This window comes from Binatus sp. (SeqCode), from assembly GCF_036522015.1.
GTDB lineage: Bacteria > Desulfobacterota > Binatia > Binatales > Binataceae > Binatus.
On record NZ_DATDGQ010000005.1, the window covers coordinates 12,963 to 27,231 of the forward strand.

At 61.6% G+C, this 14,269-nt stretch carries 14 protein-coding genes and 1 pseudogene; 11 read left to right on the forward strand and 4 right to left on the reverse strand.

Translation table 11 applies throughout. From position 1 onward, the window contains the following. Position 1: 1 nt before the first annotated feature. Positions 2 to 667 carry a PqiC family protein gene (locus VIW95_RS00305; protein WP_331582813.1) on the forward strand — a complete coding sequence of 222 codons (666 nt, stop codon included), beginning with the start codon at positions 2 to 4 and terminating at the stop codon, positions 665 to 667. Positions 668 to 804: 137 nt separating this feature from the next. On the opposite strand, the gene VIW95_RS00310 is transcribed toward VIW95_RS00305, so the two are convergent. The 4 genes from VIW95_RS00310 to VIW95_RS00325 all read right to left on the reverse strand — a co-directional run bounded on the left by VIW95_RS00310 (position 805) and on the right by VIW95_RS00325 (position 5,256). Beyond that, positions 805 to 2,199, reverse strand: a complete 1,395-nt coding sequence (locus VIW95_RS00310; RefSeq protein ID WP_331582815.1) for a dihydrolipoamide acetyltransferase family protein — start codon at positions 2,197 to 2,199, stop codon at positions 805 to 807. Position 2,200: 1 nt separating this feature from the next. Continuing rightward, the gene (locus tag VIW95_RS00315; protein ID WP_331582817.1) at positions 2,201 to 3,181 is read right to left on the reverse strand and encodes an alpha-ketoacid dehydrogenase subunit beta; all 981 of its coding nucleotides are present in this window, start codon (positions 3,179 to 3,181) and stop codon (positions 2,201 to 2,203) included. Positions 3,182 to 3,195: 14 nt separating this feature from the next. Next, positions 3,196 to 4,248 carry a thiamine pyrophosphate-dependent dehydrogenase E1 component subunit alpha gene (locus tag VIW95_RS00320; RefSeq protein WP_331582819.1) on the reverse strand — a complete coding sequence of 351 codons (1,053 nt, stop codon included), beginning with the start codon at positions 4,246 to 4,248 and terminating at the stop codon, positions 3,196 to 3,198. 84 nt (positions 4,249 to 4,332) lie between these two features. Beyond that, complete coding sequence (locus tag VIW95_RS00325; protein ID WP_331582822.1) at positions 4,333 to 5,256, reverse strand: DUF1028 domain-containing protein; 924 nt, start codon at positions 5,254 to 5,256, stop codon at positions 4,333 to 4,335. A gap of 125 nt (positions 5,257 to 5,381) precedes the next feature. Here VIW95_RS00325 and VIW95_RS00330 point away from each other — a divergent pair, with 125 nt between their 5' ends. From VIW95_RS00330 to VIW95_RS00375, 10 genes and pseudogenes are all read left to right on the forward strand, one after another. Further along, a complete protein-coding gene (locus VIW95_RS00330) occupies positions 5,382 to 5,510 on the forward strand; it encodes a hypothetical protein (RefSeq protein WP_331582824.1) in 129 nt (42 codons plus the stop codon). 109 nt (positions 5,511 to 5,619) lie between these two features. Then, entirely contained in the window at positions 5,620 to 6,819 is a 1,200-nt protein-coding gene (gene cofG, locus VIW95_RS00335) for a 7,8-didemethyl-8-hydroxy-5-deazariboflavin synthase CofG (RefSeq protein ID WP_331582826.1), read from the forward strand. After that, on the forward strand, positions 6,816 to 8,069 hold the full coding sequence (gene cofH, locus VIW95_RS00340) for a 5-amino-6-(D-ribitylamino)uracil--L-tyrosine 4-hydroxyphenyl transferase CofH (RefSeq protein ID WP_331582829.1): 1,254 nt from the start codon (positions 6,816 to 6,818) through the stop codon (positions 8,067 to 8,069). The genes cofG and cofH overlap by 4 nt, the downstream gene beginning before the upstream one ends. Continuing rightward, complete coding sequence (gene cofD / locus VIW95_RS00345) at positions 8,056 to 8,961, forward strand: 2-phospho-L-lactate transferase (RefSeq protein ID WP_331582831.1); 906 nt, start codon at positions 8,056 to 8,058, stop codon at positions 8,959 to 8,961. The genes cofH and cofD overlap by 14 nt, the downstream gene beginning before the upstream one ends. A gap of 16 nt (positions 8,962 to 8,977) precedes the next feature. Then, positions 8,978 to 9,730, forward strand: coding sequence for a coenzyme F420-0:L-glutamate ligase (cofE, locus tag VIW95_RS00350; protein WP_331582833.1), 753 nt, complete (start codon positions 8,978 to 8,980; stop codon positions 9,728 to 9,730). Between the two features lie 24 nt (positions 9,731 to 9,754). Further along, positions 9,755 to 10,765, forward strand: a complete 1,011-nt coding sequence (locus tag VIW95_RS00355) for a polyprenyl synthetase family protein (protein ID WP_331582836.1) — start codon at positions 9,755 to 9,757, stop codon at positions 10,763 to 10,765. Between the two features lies 1 nt (position 10,766). Then, positions 10,767 to 11,966, forward strand: coding sequence for an FAD-dependent monooxygenase (locus tag VIW95_RS00360; protein ID WP_331582838.1), 1,200 nt, complete (start codon positions 10,767 to 10,769; stop codon positions 11,964 to 11,966). 121 nt (positions 11,967 to 12,087) lie between these two features. Then, a complete protein-coding gene (locus VIW95_RS00365; protein WP_331582840.1) occupies positions 12,088 to 12,915 on the forward strand; it encodes a hypothetical protein in 828 nt (275 codons plus the stop codon). 169 nt (positions 12,916 to 13,084) lie between these two features. Next, positions 13,085 to 13,930 carry an ATPase domain-containing protein gene (locus tag VIW95_RS00370; RefSeq protein WP_331582842.1) on the forward strand — a complete coding sequence of 282 codons (846 nt, stop codon included), beginning with the start codon at positions 13,085 to 13,087 and terminating at the stop codon, positions 13,928 to 13,930. A gap of 12 nt (positions 13,931 to 13,942) precedes the next feature. Beyond that, positions 13,943 to 14,269 (forward strand): annotated as a pseudogene (locus VIW95_RS00375) (hypothetical protein); the annotation flags it as partial.

Genomic DNA, 14,269 nt, shown 5'->3' on the forward strand with positions numbered 1-14,269 from the left:
GATGACCTTGACCAGTTTTTTCAGAATTTTCCTCGCGGGTGCGATTGCGGCCTCGCTGACCGGGTGCTCCTATATGGCGAAAGCGATCCTCGCCCCGCAAAAAGATATCTCGAAGTTCTATCTTCTCACACCCACCGCCGACACCACGGCGCCAACGACACCACCAGCTACCGCGCAAAGCACCGGGGGTGATTTCACGATCGGACTAGGACCGATCAAGCTGCCTCCATACCTCGATCGTCCGGAAATAGTGACGCGAATGGCGCCGAATCGTCTCGAACTGTCGAAAGAAGATCGATGGGGCGAGTCGATACAAAACGGATTCACCCGCGCGATGGAGCGCGACTTGGCCGCTCAAGCCGGCGCCGCAGTGATCGTCTTCCCGTGGTACAACACCGTGCACATCGACATGCAGGTGCAGATCGACGTCTCCCGCTTCGAGACCGACGCCCAAGGCACCGCGACGCTGTCGGCAAAATGGACAGTCCTCGACTCCACCGGCAAAAACATCTTGTACACGGTTGAATCCAACCTGACCCAACCTTCCAAACCCGGCGATAACACCGAAGCCGCCGCCGCCCTAAGCCGCACAATCGGCGACTTGAGCAGCCAAATCGCCAACATGCTGCAACAATTGCGAGCGCACCAGGGCATGCACCCAGCGTAAACCGCTCGCGCATTCCGTCATTCTGAGCGGAGGCTGCCGAAGCGAAGAATCTCGACGGACGCTCCTGCGCCCGGCGTCCGCCAGTACGCGCTACGCGCGAGATCCTTCGCTACGCACAGGATGACGGAACAGTGCCGCTATAGTTCGAAGTCGGCTTCTTCCAGGATGCGGGCGGCGCGGTAGAGGAAGCTGTTGCCAAGTACGCCATCGACGACGCGATGGTCGTACGACAGCGCCAGGTACATCATCGTGCGGATCGCGATCGCGTCGGCGCCGTCAACTTCGACGACCACTGGCCGCTTCTTCACCTCGCCCATCCGCAGGATACCGACCTGCGGCTGATTGATGATCGCGAAGCCGTAGAGATTGCCCTCGCGCCCGGGATTCGAGAGCGTGAAGCTGCCGCCCGCGAGATCGTCCGCCGTGATCTTCTTCTCGGCGACTTTGCGGCGCAGAGTTTCGATCGCGCGCGCAATTCCGACCACCGACATCCCTTCCGCCGCCTTGATCACCGGAACCAGCAGGCCTTCGTCGGTGTCCATCGCGATGCCCAGATTGATCGCGCGGCGCGTCACGACGGAGTCGCCGACCACCGACGCATTCATTCGCGGAAATTCCTTCAGCGCTCGAACGGTCGCCGCGGCGGCCAGCGGCAGAAACGTGAGATTGAATCCTTCCCGACGCGCGAACTCATCTCTATGCTTCTCGCGCAGCCGCATCGCACTGGTGACATCGACTTCCGCGACAGTTCCCACGTGCGGCGAATGCGTCTTCGAGTACACCATGTGCTCGGCGATAAGCTTGCGCCGTCGGGTGAACGACTCGACGATATCGCCTTCGATGGGCTGATAGACGGGAGGCTTGAACCCCGGACCTGTTTGCGCGGGCGCTTGCGTCGTCGATGCGGGACTCGTTGCGGGGCGCGAGCTGCTCTGCGCAACTCCGTTGGTCTGCGGCCGTGCGGCAACGCTCGGGGTTCCGCCCTTGCGCAGCGTGTCGAGGTAGCGCTGCAAGTCGCGCTTGCTGACGCGTCCGCCAATGCCGGTCCCCGGCACGTGACTCAGATCGATGCCCTCTTCCGCCGCGATTTTCAGCACGACCGGAGAAAACCGCCGCGGACCTCCCGCGTCAGTTTCAGCTTCACGAAGTCCGGCGCCCGCCGCTTGCATCGGCTGCGGCGACGGAGTCGGCGCGGGCTGCGGCGGCGGTGCGGGCTTCACCTGCGCTGGCGCAGGATCCGGCTTCGGCGCAGCTTTCGGCGCGACGACTTTCAATTTCGCCGGGGCCTCGGCGCCCGCCGGCTCGATTACCGCGAGTGTCGCGCCGACCGGCAACGTCTGCCCTTCGGCTGCAACGATCTTCGCGATTCGTCCCGCCCCCGGCGACGGTATCTCGGTGTCCACCTTGTCGGTTGAAATCTCAACCAGCGCCTGATCTTCGGTGACGACGTCGCCTTCCTTGACCAGCCACTTCGTGATCGTGCCTTCGACAACACTCTCGCCCATCTGCGGCATCGTTACGTCGATCGCCATCTCAGTACGCCGCCAGGCTGCGAATCGCGTCCACGATTTTGTTGGTGCTCGGCAAAATAAAGTCCTCGAGCGGCGGACTGAACGCGACGTGCGCGTCCGCCGCCGCGACCCGGCGCACCGGACCGTCGAGAAACTCGAACGCATTCTCCATGATGATCGCGGAGACCTCGCCGCCAATTCCGCCCGTCAGCCGATCCTCATGCACGACCAGCACCTTGCCGGTCTTGCGCGCGGTCGCGAGTATCGCTTCGCGATCGAGCGGCAGCAGCGTGCGCAAATCGAGCACCTCGACCGCGAGCCCGTCTTCCTTTTCCACGATTCGCGCCGCGTCGAGCGATTGCCCGAGCGTGCCGCCGTACGTGATTATCGAAAGGTCGCCGCCTTCCTTGCGTATTTCAGCGACTCCGATTGGCACTGTGAAGTCGCCCTCTGGGAGATCCTCTTTGATACTGCGATACAGGCGTTTGTGCTCGAAGTACACGACCGGGTTGCCGTCGCGAATTGCGCTCTTCAAAATCCCCTTCGCGTCGTACGGCGTGGCGGGCGCGACCACCTTGAGACCCGGCACGCGAGTGAACCACGCCTCGGGATTTTGCGAATGGAACAGCGCGCCATGCACGCCCGCGCCCGACGGCGCACGAATCACCAGCGGACATGCAGCCTTGCCACCGTGACGGTAGCGCAAGGTCGCCGCCATGTTGACGATCTGATCGAAGGCGCACGAGATGAAATCCGCAAACTGCATCTCGACCACCGGACGCATCCCCAAGACCGCCGCGCCGATTCCCGCGCCGACGATCAGCGCCTCCGAGATGGGCGTGTCGATGACGCGCTCCTCGCCGAATGCGTCGAGCAGTCCTTCGGTCGCCTTGAACGCGCCGCCCAGATCGGCGACGTCCTCGCCCATGACGAAAACGTTTTCGTCGCGGCGCATCTCCTCGTGCAGCGCGGAATTGATCGCCTTGATGTAGGTGACTTCCATTCTTTTTTCAGTGTCTAGCCGCTGCCATTCGATGAAGTGCCGTGGGTATTCGTGGAAGTCGAAGCGCCCGGCGGCGCATAAATATCTTCAAGTGCTTCTTGAGATTCCGGCAGCGGGCTGCTCTCGGCGAAATCCACCGCCGCCTGCACCGTCTTGTTCACCCGTTCGTCGATCTGCTCGCGAATGCTCTTAATCTCGTGGCCTTTCTTTTCGAGGTAAAATTCGAAGCGCGGGATCGGATCGCGGCTCTGCCATTCGATCAGCTCCTCCTTGTCGCGGTAGAGCGCCGCGTCGTGCTCGCTATGCCCGCGATAGCGATAGGTCTTGCATTCGATCAGCACCGGCCCCTCGCCGGCGCGGGTCTTTGCAATCAGGCGCTCGCTCAACTCGAGCACCGCGAGCAGATCGTTGCCCGAGCACACGTAACCCTTGAAGCCGTAGGCCACCGCGCGGTCCGCGACGTCTTCGATCGCCATCTGCTTTTCGAGCGGCGTCGAGTAAGCGTAGCGGTTGTTCTCGCACACGAACACGACCCGCAGCTTATGCACGCCGGCAAAGTTCATCGCCTCATGCACGTCGCCGCGCGACGCTGCGCCCTCGCCAAAAAAGGCGACGGCGACGTTGGGATTCTTTTTCATTTTGAATTTGAGCGCCGCGCCAACCGCGACCGGCAGCGACGAACCAAGCATCGAGGTCGATCCGAAAACGCCGTGCTCCAAATCGCCGCCGTGCAGAAACGAATCCTTGCCGCGCGACAAGCCGGTCCCCTTGCCCATCAATTGCGCCATCAGCCGTCCCGGATCGACACCGCGCATGATGAACACGCCCATGTCGCGATGCAGCGGCGCGACGAAATCGCCGTCGTGCAGCGGCGCGCAGATGCCGGTGACGATCGCCTCCTGGCCGGCGCCGGAGTAGACGCCGCCGAGGATTTTGTTCTGACGATGCAATCGCGAGACGCGCTCTTCGAACGCGCGAATCAGTTTCATCCAGTAATAGAGCTGAAGCTCGTACTCGACGCGTGGGGCCGGCTCGGCAACACCGCGCGCAACATTGGTTTCGGGCATCTGGGTACTCCGGGTTCGCCTATCCCGTTCAGACTAACTCCTGCGGGCGAGCGGGGCAAAACGCTTTTGTCTCAATCGCGACAGTCACTCCAGCAGTTTCCGCACGCGGTCTTTCAATGATGCATCGGCTCTCAGCCTGAAATCTGGCAGACGCAGTGTGAGCTCTATCCAGTTGCGATCGCGCCGTCCGACTTCACGCAGTATCGCAAGACCGTCGTCGATCTTGCCAAGACTGAGCAAGGACATCGCATGCCAGTAGCGCATTTCGGGATTGTCGCCGATGAGACGCTCAGCAGCGGTGAATTCGCGCTCGGTCGTTTCGAGATCGCTGCGCTGAGCCGCCTCGTTGGCAAGCCGCATATGAATGTAGGCGCGGCGGACGGCGACGAGACGGCGAATCTCGACCAGCGGCTCGGCGCCGTCGTCAACCCGAAGATCGAAGATGGTGTCGATCCATGGCCGTCCCGTGCTCTTTGGTTCGACAATCCGGATCGCCGCCGATTGGCGTCCGCGAATGTCACCGCCTTCAGCCTCAGCCGCGTCGAGTGCAGCGAGAAGCCGATCGACGAGTTCGCCCTTCGCGCTGGTGTACGCCTCGGCCATCGCGGGCCAGACCGAGTTCTTGAGCATCATGTTGGCCTGCACGGAAAATCCTTCACCGACGATGTGTCCAGCTTTGGGAATCGTATTCGAACCGGTGTGCGCGGCGACTCTTCCCTGCGCATCGACCATCGCTACCTGCCGAAGTTCCTTCATCGAATCCGCCGCGAGCAGACCCGCGAGCGTGTCGGGCGCGCTCTTTTGCGCGCGCATCAAGTCGAGTCCGAGCTGCCCATACGCGGGATCCCCGAACGCCTGCGTCGCGACCGCGCCTACGCCAGCTTCCGCCCACGCGACCATGAAAACGCCGAAGTAATGCGACTGCACGGCGACGCCAAGCTGCCCGGTGTCAGGATCGCGCGCGACGATCGAATAAGTGTGAACCAGCTGATCGGCGGTCGGCGTCATGATTTGTCCTCCCAAGGTCGAATGATTGTGATATCTCGCCTCCGAAAGCGCTACTGGAATTCGCGGATCAAACGGCTGGAGAGTAAAATGCGTCAAGCTATACCGCTGCCGGTTGGAGCTAAACGATGGACCGCGCACTAGCATCGAAGTGGTTAATCTACATCGCGATCGGTCTCGCAGTGGTGTACCTGTGGAGGAACTACTATTGGCTCAGCAACGCGACCCGAGTGTGGGTCGACACCTGGTGGCGCTGAACCAGGTGGACTCTCCTTCATTGCGATTCAGGACAGTTCCCCTTTGCGAGCCAGTTTTCTTTTGCAACTAGGTTGCCTCCGGGTACTTGATGTCTTATAAACGCGATTGATGGCGTTGTTACAATCATCGCTCGCTTCCGAGCAACACGAACACGCGTCCATTCGCGGAATCCTCGATCGAGCGTTGGCCGGTGCGCGTTTGAGCGATGCCGACGCGATCGCGCTCATCGAATGTCCCGATGGCGATCTCGATGCCATGCTTTCCGCAGCGGCTGAGCTGCGCGATCGGGGCAAAGGCCGCGACGTAACCTATTCGCGCAAAGTTTTTCTGCCCATCACCAACCTCTGTCGCGACAGATGCACCTACTGCACGTTCCGCAAAGATCCCGGCGACCCCGGCGCATGGACCATGATGCCCGACGAGATTGCGCAGTGGTCGCGGCGGGGCGCCGAACTTGGATGCAAAGAGGCACTGATGTGTCTCGGCGACAAGCCGGAGGTTGCGTTCAAGGAATATCGCGAGACGCTCGCATCGCTCGGCGTCCGCACCACGATTGAATACGTCGGCCGCGCCTGCGAGATCGCGATTGCCGAGGGTCTGCTGCCGCATACCAATGCCGGCCTGATGACGTCCGAAGAAATGCGCGCGCTGCGTCCGCTCAACGTCAGCATGGGCCTGATGCTTGAAAATATCTCGCCGCGATTGCGTGCGCGCGGCGGAGTGCATCAGGCGGCGCCCGACAAGGATCCCGCGCTGCGTATTAAGATGATAGATGACGCGGGTGCGCTGCGGATTCCCTTCACAACCGGAATCCTGCTCGGTATCGGCGAGACTCCGGCCGAACGCGCACTGAGCCTGACGGCGATTCGCGACTCCCATAAGCGTCACGGTCATATCCAGGAAGTGATCATCCAGAATTTTCGCGCCAAGCCTGAAATTGCGATGGCCGACGCGCCGGAGCCCGACGCTTACGATATGGCGCGCGCGATCGCGACTGCGCGACTGGTGCTTGGGCCGTCGATGAATGTGCAGGCGCCGCCCAACTTGTCGCCGCGTCAGATCGAATTGTTCCTGAATGCCGGAATCAACGACTGGGGCGGGATTTCGCCGCTCAGCAAGGACTACGTGAATCCCGAAGCGCCGTGGCCGCATCTCGATCGGCTCGGCGAACAATGCGCGCGAGCAGGTTTCACGCTCGGCGAACGGCTCGCAATCTATAACGAATACATCAATGATGAATGGCTCGACCCGGCGGTCGCGACTAAAGTGCGCGCGATATGGGATCGACCTGTCGGAGGCCAATCATGAACCTGGAGTACTGGCGCACTTACGTCGACGAAATCGAGGCGACTCCCGTCGAGGCTCTGCTCGGCAAGGCGTCGCCCGCGGTCCGCACCGCGCTTGAACACGCTCTCCTGAAAAAAGAACTGACGCCCGAAGAGGGTCTGTTGCTCTACACGTCGGAGGGTGACGACTTGCGCGCGACAATCAAATGCGCGGACCTTGCGCGCGCCGAAGATATCGGCAACGAAGTCACTTACGTCGTCAATCGCAATATCAACTTCACCAACATCTGTTTCGTGGGATGCCAGTTCTGCGGCTTCAAGCGTCAGCGCTGGGAAGCCGACGCCTACGATCATTCCGACGAAACCATCGTGCGCAAAGTGGCCGACGCGGTCGCGCGCGGCGCGACTGAAGTTTGCATGCAAGGCGGAATCAATCCCGACATGCCGCCGTTCAAGTATCGCGACCTGCTCGACGCGATGAAGCGCGCGTTCCCCGAGATTCACGTCCACGCCTTCTCGCCGATGGAAATAATGTACGGCGCCAAACGCGTGCGGATGGACTACCCGGAATACATCACGATGCTCAAGGAGCATGGGCTCGGCTCGATTCCCGGCACCGCCGCGGAAATCCTCGACGACGGTGTGCGCGAGATCCTTAGTCACAAGAAAGTCGACGTCGCCGCGTGGGTCGAGATAATCACCACCGCGCACGCGGTCGGCGTGCCGACGACCTCGACTGTGATGTACGGACACGTCGAGAGTCCGCAGCATGTCGTCAATCATCTCGACCTGCTCCGGACGATCCAGAAGCAGACGCATGGCTTCACCGAGTTCGTGCCGCTGCGATTCATCCATCAGAACACGATGCTCTACCGCAAGGGCCTCGTGTCGCCGGTTGATCGCGGGCAGCTCGATTTTCAGATGTACGCGGTCTCGCGGCTGTTCCTGCGCGGGCAGATCGACAACATCCAGACGTCGTGGGTGAAGTGCGGCGTCGAGCTCGCGGCGCTCACGCTGAAAGCCGGATGCAACGATCTGTCGGGCACGCTGATGGAGGAAAGCATCACGGCGCAGGCCGGCGGCGACTCGGGCGAGTTCGTGCCGGTCGACGTGTTCGAGCAAAAAGCGCGCGAGATGGGTCGCGTCGCGGTCGAGCGCACCACGCTCTACAAAAAGCTCTACGGAAGAAAGGCACCCAATGGCGCGCGGCCAATCGCGACCTCTCCCGCCCCGGCAGATCACCACGCTAGCGGGGGGAGTGGGTGCGGCTAAGTTCATTCGCGGACTGGTTCGCTGTATCGATCCCGCGCGGCTGACCGTCGTCGTTAACACCGGCGACGACGAGACCTTTTACGGACTGCACGTCTCGCCCGATATCGACACCGTCACCTACACGCTCGCGGGCGCGGTGAATCGCGCGCAGGGTTGGGGGCTCGATGGCGAATCGTTCAACGTGCTCCCTGCGCTCGAGCGGTTTTACGGCAAGCCGTGGTTCGGGCTCGGCGATCGCGACCTCGCCACTCATCTATATCGCACCGAGCGGATGCGTCAGGGCGCGTCGCTCACTCGCATCACTGCGGAAATCGCGGAGGCCTTCGCAGTCAAGTCGCGCATCCTGCCGATGAGCGACGATCGCGTGCGGACCTTCGTAAAGCTGCTCGGGCGGCGCGCCATCCCGTTCCAGGAATACTTCGTACGCGGACGCGCACGCGGCCTGGTCGAGAAGATCGAACTGCGCGGAATCGCCGACGCGCGTCCCACCCCTGCGATGCTCGCGGCAATTCGCAGATCCGCCGCAGTCATCCTGGCGCCCTCGAATCCGTTCGTCTCGCTTGGCCCGATTTTGCAATTGACCGGAGTGCGCGATGCGTTGCGGAAAGTGAAATCGCGCGTCGCCGCTATCAGCCCGATCGTCGGCGGCAAGACGATCAAAGGTCCCGCCGACAAGATGCTCCGCGGACTCGGAATGGAAGTGTCGCCGCTTGGAGTTGCGCGGCTCTATCGCGACATCGTCGGCCTGTTCGTTATCGACAATGCCGACCGCCGCTACCTCGAACCGATCGAGCGGCTCGGGATGCGCGCGATTGCAACCGACACGATCATGGCCACGCCCGAGCGCGCCGCCGCGTTGGCAAAAGTGGTTCTGCCAGCGCTTGAGGTGTAGTACTCTGGTCCCGCTGATGCGCACGATAAGTCTCACAGCGATCGAGGGCATCCCGATGGTGAAAGCCGGTGACGATCTCGCCACGCTGATCGCCAAGGGACTCGACGACACCGGCTTCAAGCTCGCGGCCGGCGATATTCTTGTTGTGTGTCAGAAGGTAGTCTCGAAGGCCGAAGGGCGCGTCGTGAATTTCAAGGACTTCGAACCCTCCGAATTCGCCAAAGCCTACGCCAGGCGATGGGAGAAAGACCCGCGCGCGATCGAAATCGTGCTGCGCCAAACCAGCAGGATCGTCCGCAACGATCGCGGCGTGCTGATCGTCGAGACCGGGCCCGGATGGGTCTGCGCCAACGCCGGCGTCGACGAATCCAACAGCCTCGAGGACGACCGCGCAATCCTGCTGCCCGAAGATCCCGACGAGTCCGCGCGCCGCCTTCGCAACGACATTCGCCGCCGGCTCAACGTTCCCGTCGCCGTGTTGATCACCGACACCTTCGGCCGCCCGTGGCGCGACGGCCTCACCGAAATCTGCCTCGGTATCGCGGGGATGAATCCGATCCTCGACTTGCGCGGCACCACCGACTTAGGGGGCCGCGAATTGCATCACACGGTCGTGGCGATCGCCGACGAGATCGCGTCCGCCGCCGGGCTACTCATGGAAAAAGCCGGCGCCATCCCGGCAGTCGTCGTGCGGGGATACCAATACGAACCATTCGAAGGCAGCGCGAAGATTTTGATTCGCCCCGCCGAAATGGATTTATTCCGCTGATACCGTTCACTGAAACAAATAGAAATGAAAAGAGCCAAGGCTACTCAACTCGCCGCCGCATCGACGCCTGACGCGTTGAACCCCGCGCGCCTCGTCGAAACCGACCTCGCGGCGGTCGAAGCGAAACTGTCGCGCCTGCTCGACTCGAAAGAACCGATCATCGCGGAGATCTGCCACTACCTGGTTGACGCCGGCGGCAAACGGCTGCGTCCGACGTTCATCATGCTGGTATATCGCGCATGCGGCGGGCCCGACGACCGAGTCGATGAGCCGATCGACGCGGCAATCGCACTTGAGCTCATCCACTCGGCAACGCTGCTCCACGACGACATCATCGATCAGGGCTTGCTGCGCCGCGGCAAGCCGTCGGCCTTCGCGCGCTACGGATTTGGCCCCTCGCTGATCGCGGGCGACTACTTGTTCTGCCGCGCGTTCGAGGTCTCCGGCCGCTTCGACGAACGTCTGGTGCGTACCGCGGCGCAGGCCTGCATCCAGCTCACCGAAGGCGAGGTGATGGAGAGCAGGTTTCGTCACAACGCGGCCGCGACCCTGGCCGACTACATAAAGGTGATCGATCGCAAAACCGCGTCGCTGTTCTACGCCGGTGGCAGGCTCGCGGCGGAACTGGCTGGCGTATCGACCCGGACGATCGACGCGATGGCGAAGCTCGGCACCGCGATGGGCCTGGCGTTCCAGATGGTTGACGATCTGCTCGACATCCTGGGGCCCGAAGAAAAAATCGGCAAACCGGTCGGCTCCGATTTGCGCGCCGGGATTCCTTCCCTGCCGGTCGTGCTCGGCGTCGAGCGCAGCGCGGAGCTGCGCTCGCTCTTTCAGAATGGGACGCAGATGGAAGGCGCGGCGCTCGAGCGCGCCCTCGACCTGCTGCGCGATCCTGAAATCATCGCTGACGCGCGCCGTCTCGCTGCGGAGCAGATCGCAATCGCGCGCACGATCGTCGGCGAGCTCGAACCGTCGCCCTACCGCGACGGCCTGGCAACGTTGATCGACGACCAAACCTCCCGCGAAGTTTAAGATGCCGAATGCAGTCGTCGTAGGCGCCGGACCCGCAGGCGCCCTGCTCGCCTACCTGCTCGCCCGCCGCGGCGTGCCGGTGACGCTGCTCGAACGACAGACCGACTTCTCGCGCGAGTTCCGCGGCGAGATCCTGATGCCGTCGGGAATCGCCGCGCTCAGTGAGGCCGGACTTCGTCAACCGCTCGACGCTTTGCCGAATCTGTCGTTTCGGACGGTCGAGCTTTTTCGCGGCGAACGGCGCGTGGTCGCAATTCCAATCGACCGCCTCGATCCGCCGCCGCGCGTTGCGCCGCAGCCCGCGATGCTCGAGATGATTGTCGCCGAGGCCGCGAAATTCCCGGGCTTCACGCTCGAGCGCGGCGTCACCGTGCGCGATCTCATCTACGAAAAAGATCGCGTGATGGGCGTCCACGCCGACACGCTCGAAGGCCCGCGCGACTATCGCGGCGACTTCGTCATCGCATGCGACGGGCGCGCATCCGCGATTCGCAAACGCGCAGACCTCCCTCAGGACCGCATCATGCAGGGCTTTGACGTAGTGTGGGGGCACCTCCCCGGTCAATTCCCCGATGCACACACCGCGCGCGGCTATATCGGAAGCGGGCACTTGCTCATCATGTATCCGTCGCCCGAAGGGCACACGCAGATCGGATGGGTCATCGACAAAGGAACCTTCGGCGACATCAGGCGGATGGGCGACAAATGGATCGACGAACTCGCCCCGCACGTGTCACCCGACCTGAGAAAATATCTCGTCGCGAATAAGACCGGCCTCGCGCGCCCATTCCTGCTCGACGTCATTTGCGATCGGCTCCGCGAATGGACCGCGCCCGGCTTGCTCCTGATCGGCGACGTGGCCCATCCGATGTCTCCCGTCGGCGGCCAGGGAATCAACGTCGCACTGCGCGACGCCGTCGTCACGGCAAACCATCTCGGCCGCGCACTCGAGATGCACTCCGACGAGGCCACGCTCGACTTCGCCGCGCGCAACATCCAGGCCGAGCGCTGGCCGGAGATCACAACGATCCAGGACATGCAGCAGATCGCACCGCGCTTCGTGGCGTCGAACTCGCTTCTCAGCCGCGTCGTCACCAGCGCCCCAATGATCGCCTTCGCAAAACTCTTCCTCGCCAACTACCTGGCGAAGCGTTTCGATCCATTCCTGAACGGCGTAACCCGCGTCGTGATGGAGCTGTAATTTCTGAATTTTAGTTGACCGATGAGATTCAGCATTTCTATTGTCGCCCTTGCGGCGATTACATCTGACAACTCATCGCATCACAGCGGCGTCTAACGCTTTTTGAAAGGACCAATCATCAATGGACCAGAAAGGGGATGACAGTCGCCGCACTGGCGAATATCAAAAGGGTTCAGCCGAAGTAGCAGAAAAAAAAGACCGCTACACTAACGTTCTCGAAAAACAGCCGGAAGGCACCCCACCACCAATCACACGTGCCAAGTATGAACAAACCCGTGCTTATGCATATGCGTATCTTGCGAGTCAGTTTCTCATTACCATCGTCGCCGCGGTCGGAATCGCCATCGCCATTTGCAGCCTGAACAGCGTAAATGAAAGCGTTGGAGTCGCCAAAGACCAAGCCCATACGGCTCTGATCGCCGCTCAGACTGCGCAAACGCAACTCGAATTGTCGGAACGTCCTTGGCTCAAAGTCGAAGCCCACATACACGGGGTCATAGATTTTAATAAGCGCTCTATCTACGTTCCGATAACTTGGGTAGTCAGCAATTCCGGACATTCTCCGGCTGTTCGCGCCAGCGTACTCCCAGTGGTTGCCGATATCTTCCGAAAGAATCCGATCGACGAACAAAAACAAGCATGCCAAGAGAATCATCCGTTCGGAGTAACGACGGTCTTCCCTAACGATTCTTCTAGCATAGAAATGTACCCATCTATTGAAGGCAATGAGTTGGCGGAAACCAAAAAACTCAAAACCACTCAGCTGTATGTTACCGGATGTGTTACTTACCTTTTTGGGAACCGCGTCTATAAAACTCCATTCATGTATTACATCGGACGCGCCGATGTCCGCACGAAAAAGGTCATCGCAAGTTGGATAGTACCAAAGGGTGTTGTCGCGGACGGAATGCTGATTCCCGGCGATCTTCCATCTATCCCACTGGAATGAAATGCGATGACACCAGCCAGAAAGAAGCGCCAGCGGCCACGCAATAGCCCCCCTTGAGAGCCGAACCTTCCAAGCACCGACTATTTAGCAGCGACGCAAGTCCAGCGCAGTATCAAATACCGAATTATCCCGGTTGACATATGGCGAAGAAAGAGCGAAAACGTAACTGGTGGCTGCTCTTCCGAAACCTTTGTCATGGACCGATACTTCGACCCCGATTCAAGTCGTAAAACAGCCGCAACAGCTTGAATTTACAGGGGTTTTTCGTGGACACGAACTCACTCGCAAGGACCGACGACTAAGCTGCGGACTCGCACCGTTAGACGCTCTGATTGACGGCGGAATTCCGCGCGGGCGAATCAGCGAAATCACGGGGCACGCGGGTTCGGGCAAGACCTCGATTGCCGCATCGTTCGCCGCCTTCGCCACCCGCCGTGGCGAGGTCGCCGCATGGCTCGACAGCTCGGGCAGTTTCGATCCCGAGAGCATGGTGGCGGCTGGAGTAGAACTTCGCCGGATGCTGTGGGCGTCGATGAGCAGAGGATCAGTGCGCCCTTGTTCCCCTCTCCTGAAGGGGGAGGGGTTAGGGGTGAGGTCCGCGATCGTCAAAGCTGCGGAACTCGTGCTCGAGGCGGGCGGCTTCGGCCTGGTCGTCGTCGATTTCGGCGAGGCGCCGCGCGCACTCACTTATGCATCATCGCTGCGAATCGCGCGCGCGGCCGAACGCAGTGGTGCCGCCGTGATCGCGATCGCGCCGTGGCGGATGTGCGGGACGTTCGCCGCGCTGAGCATTGTTGCCAGCCGCGCCGAAACGTCGTTCAGCCGGCTCGCGCCCGGCTCACCGGTAATGTTCGACGGACTCGCAGTCGATGCGATGGTCGCGCGCAACAAGATGGGCGGGACGGGACGGCATGCTCGCGTGCGCGCGCTCATCGATCCAATTCCAAATCCATTCGATGCGCATCCGCATCTCGATCGCAAAGAATCTCCGGTTCGAATTTCCGCAAGCAGCTAGCACGGTGTCTCGATGGCTCGTATCGCGTGCATCATGGTCGCCGATTTTTCTATTGCGGCGCTGGTGCGCTCGAATCCCGCGCTCGCGGACAAGGTGCTGGCTATAGCGCAAAGCCTTGCGCCACATGCCGAGCTCGACGCTGTATCGTCGCGCGCGCGTGAACTTGGAATCCGCCCCGGGATGACGATCGCGCAGGCGCGCGCCATTTCCTCCGACCTGGTCGTGGTCCATCGCTCGCCCGCCGCGGAAAGCTCGGCGCATTCGGCCCTGCTCGACGCGGTCGAATCGGTTTCGCCGGTGGTCGAGCCGGGCGCTCCCGGATGCGCGTGGATCGATCTC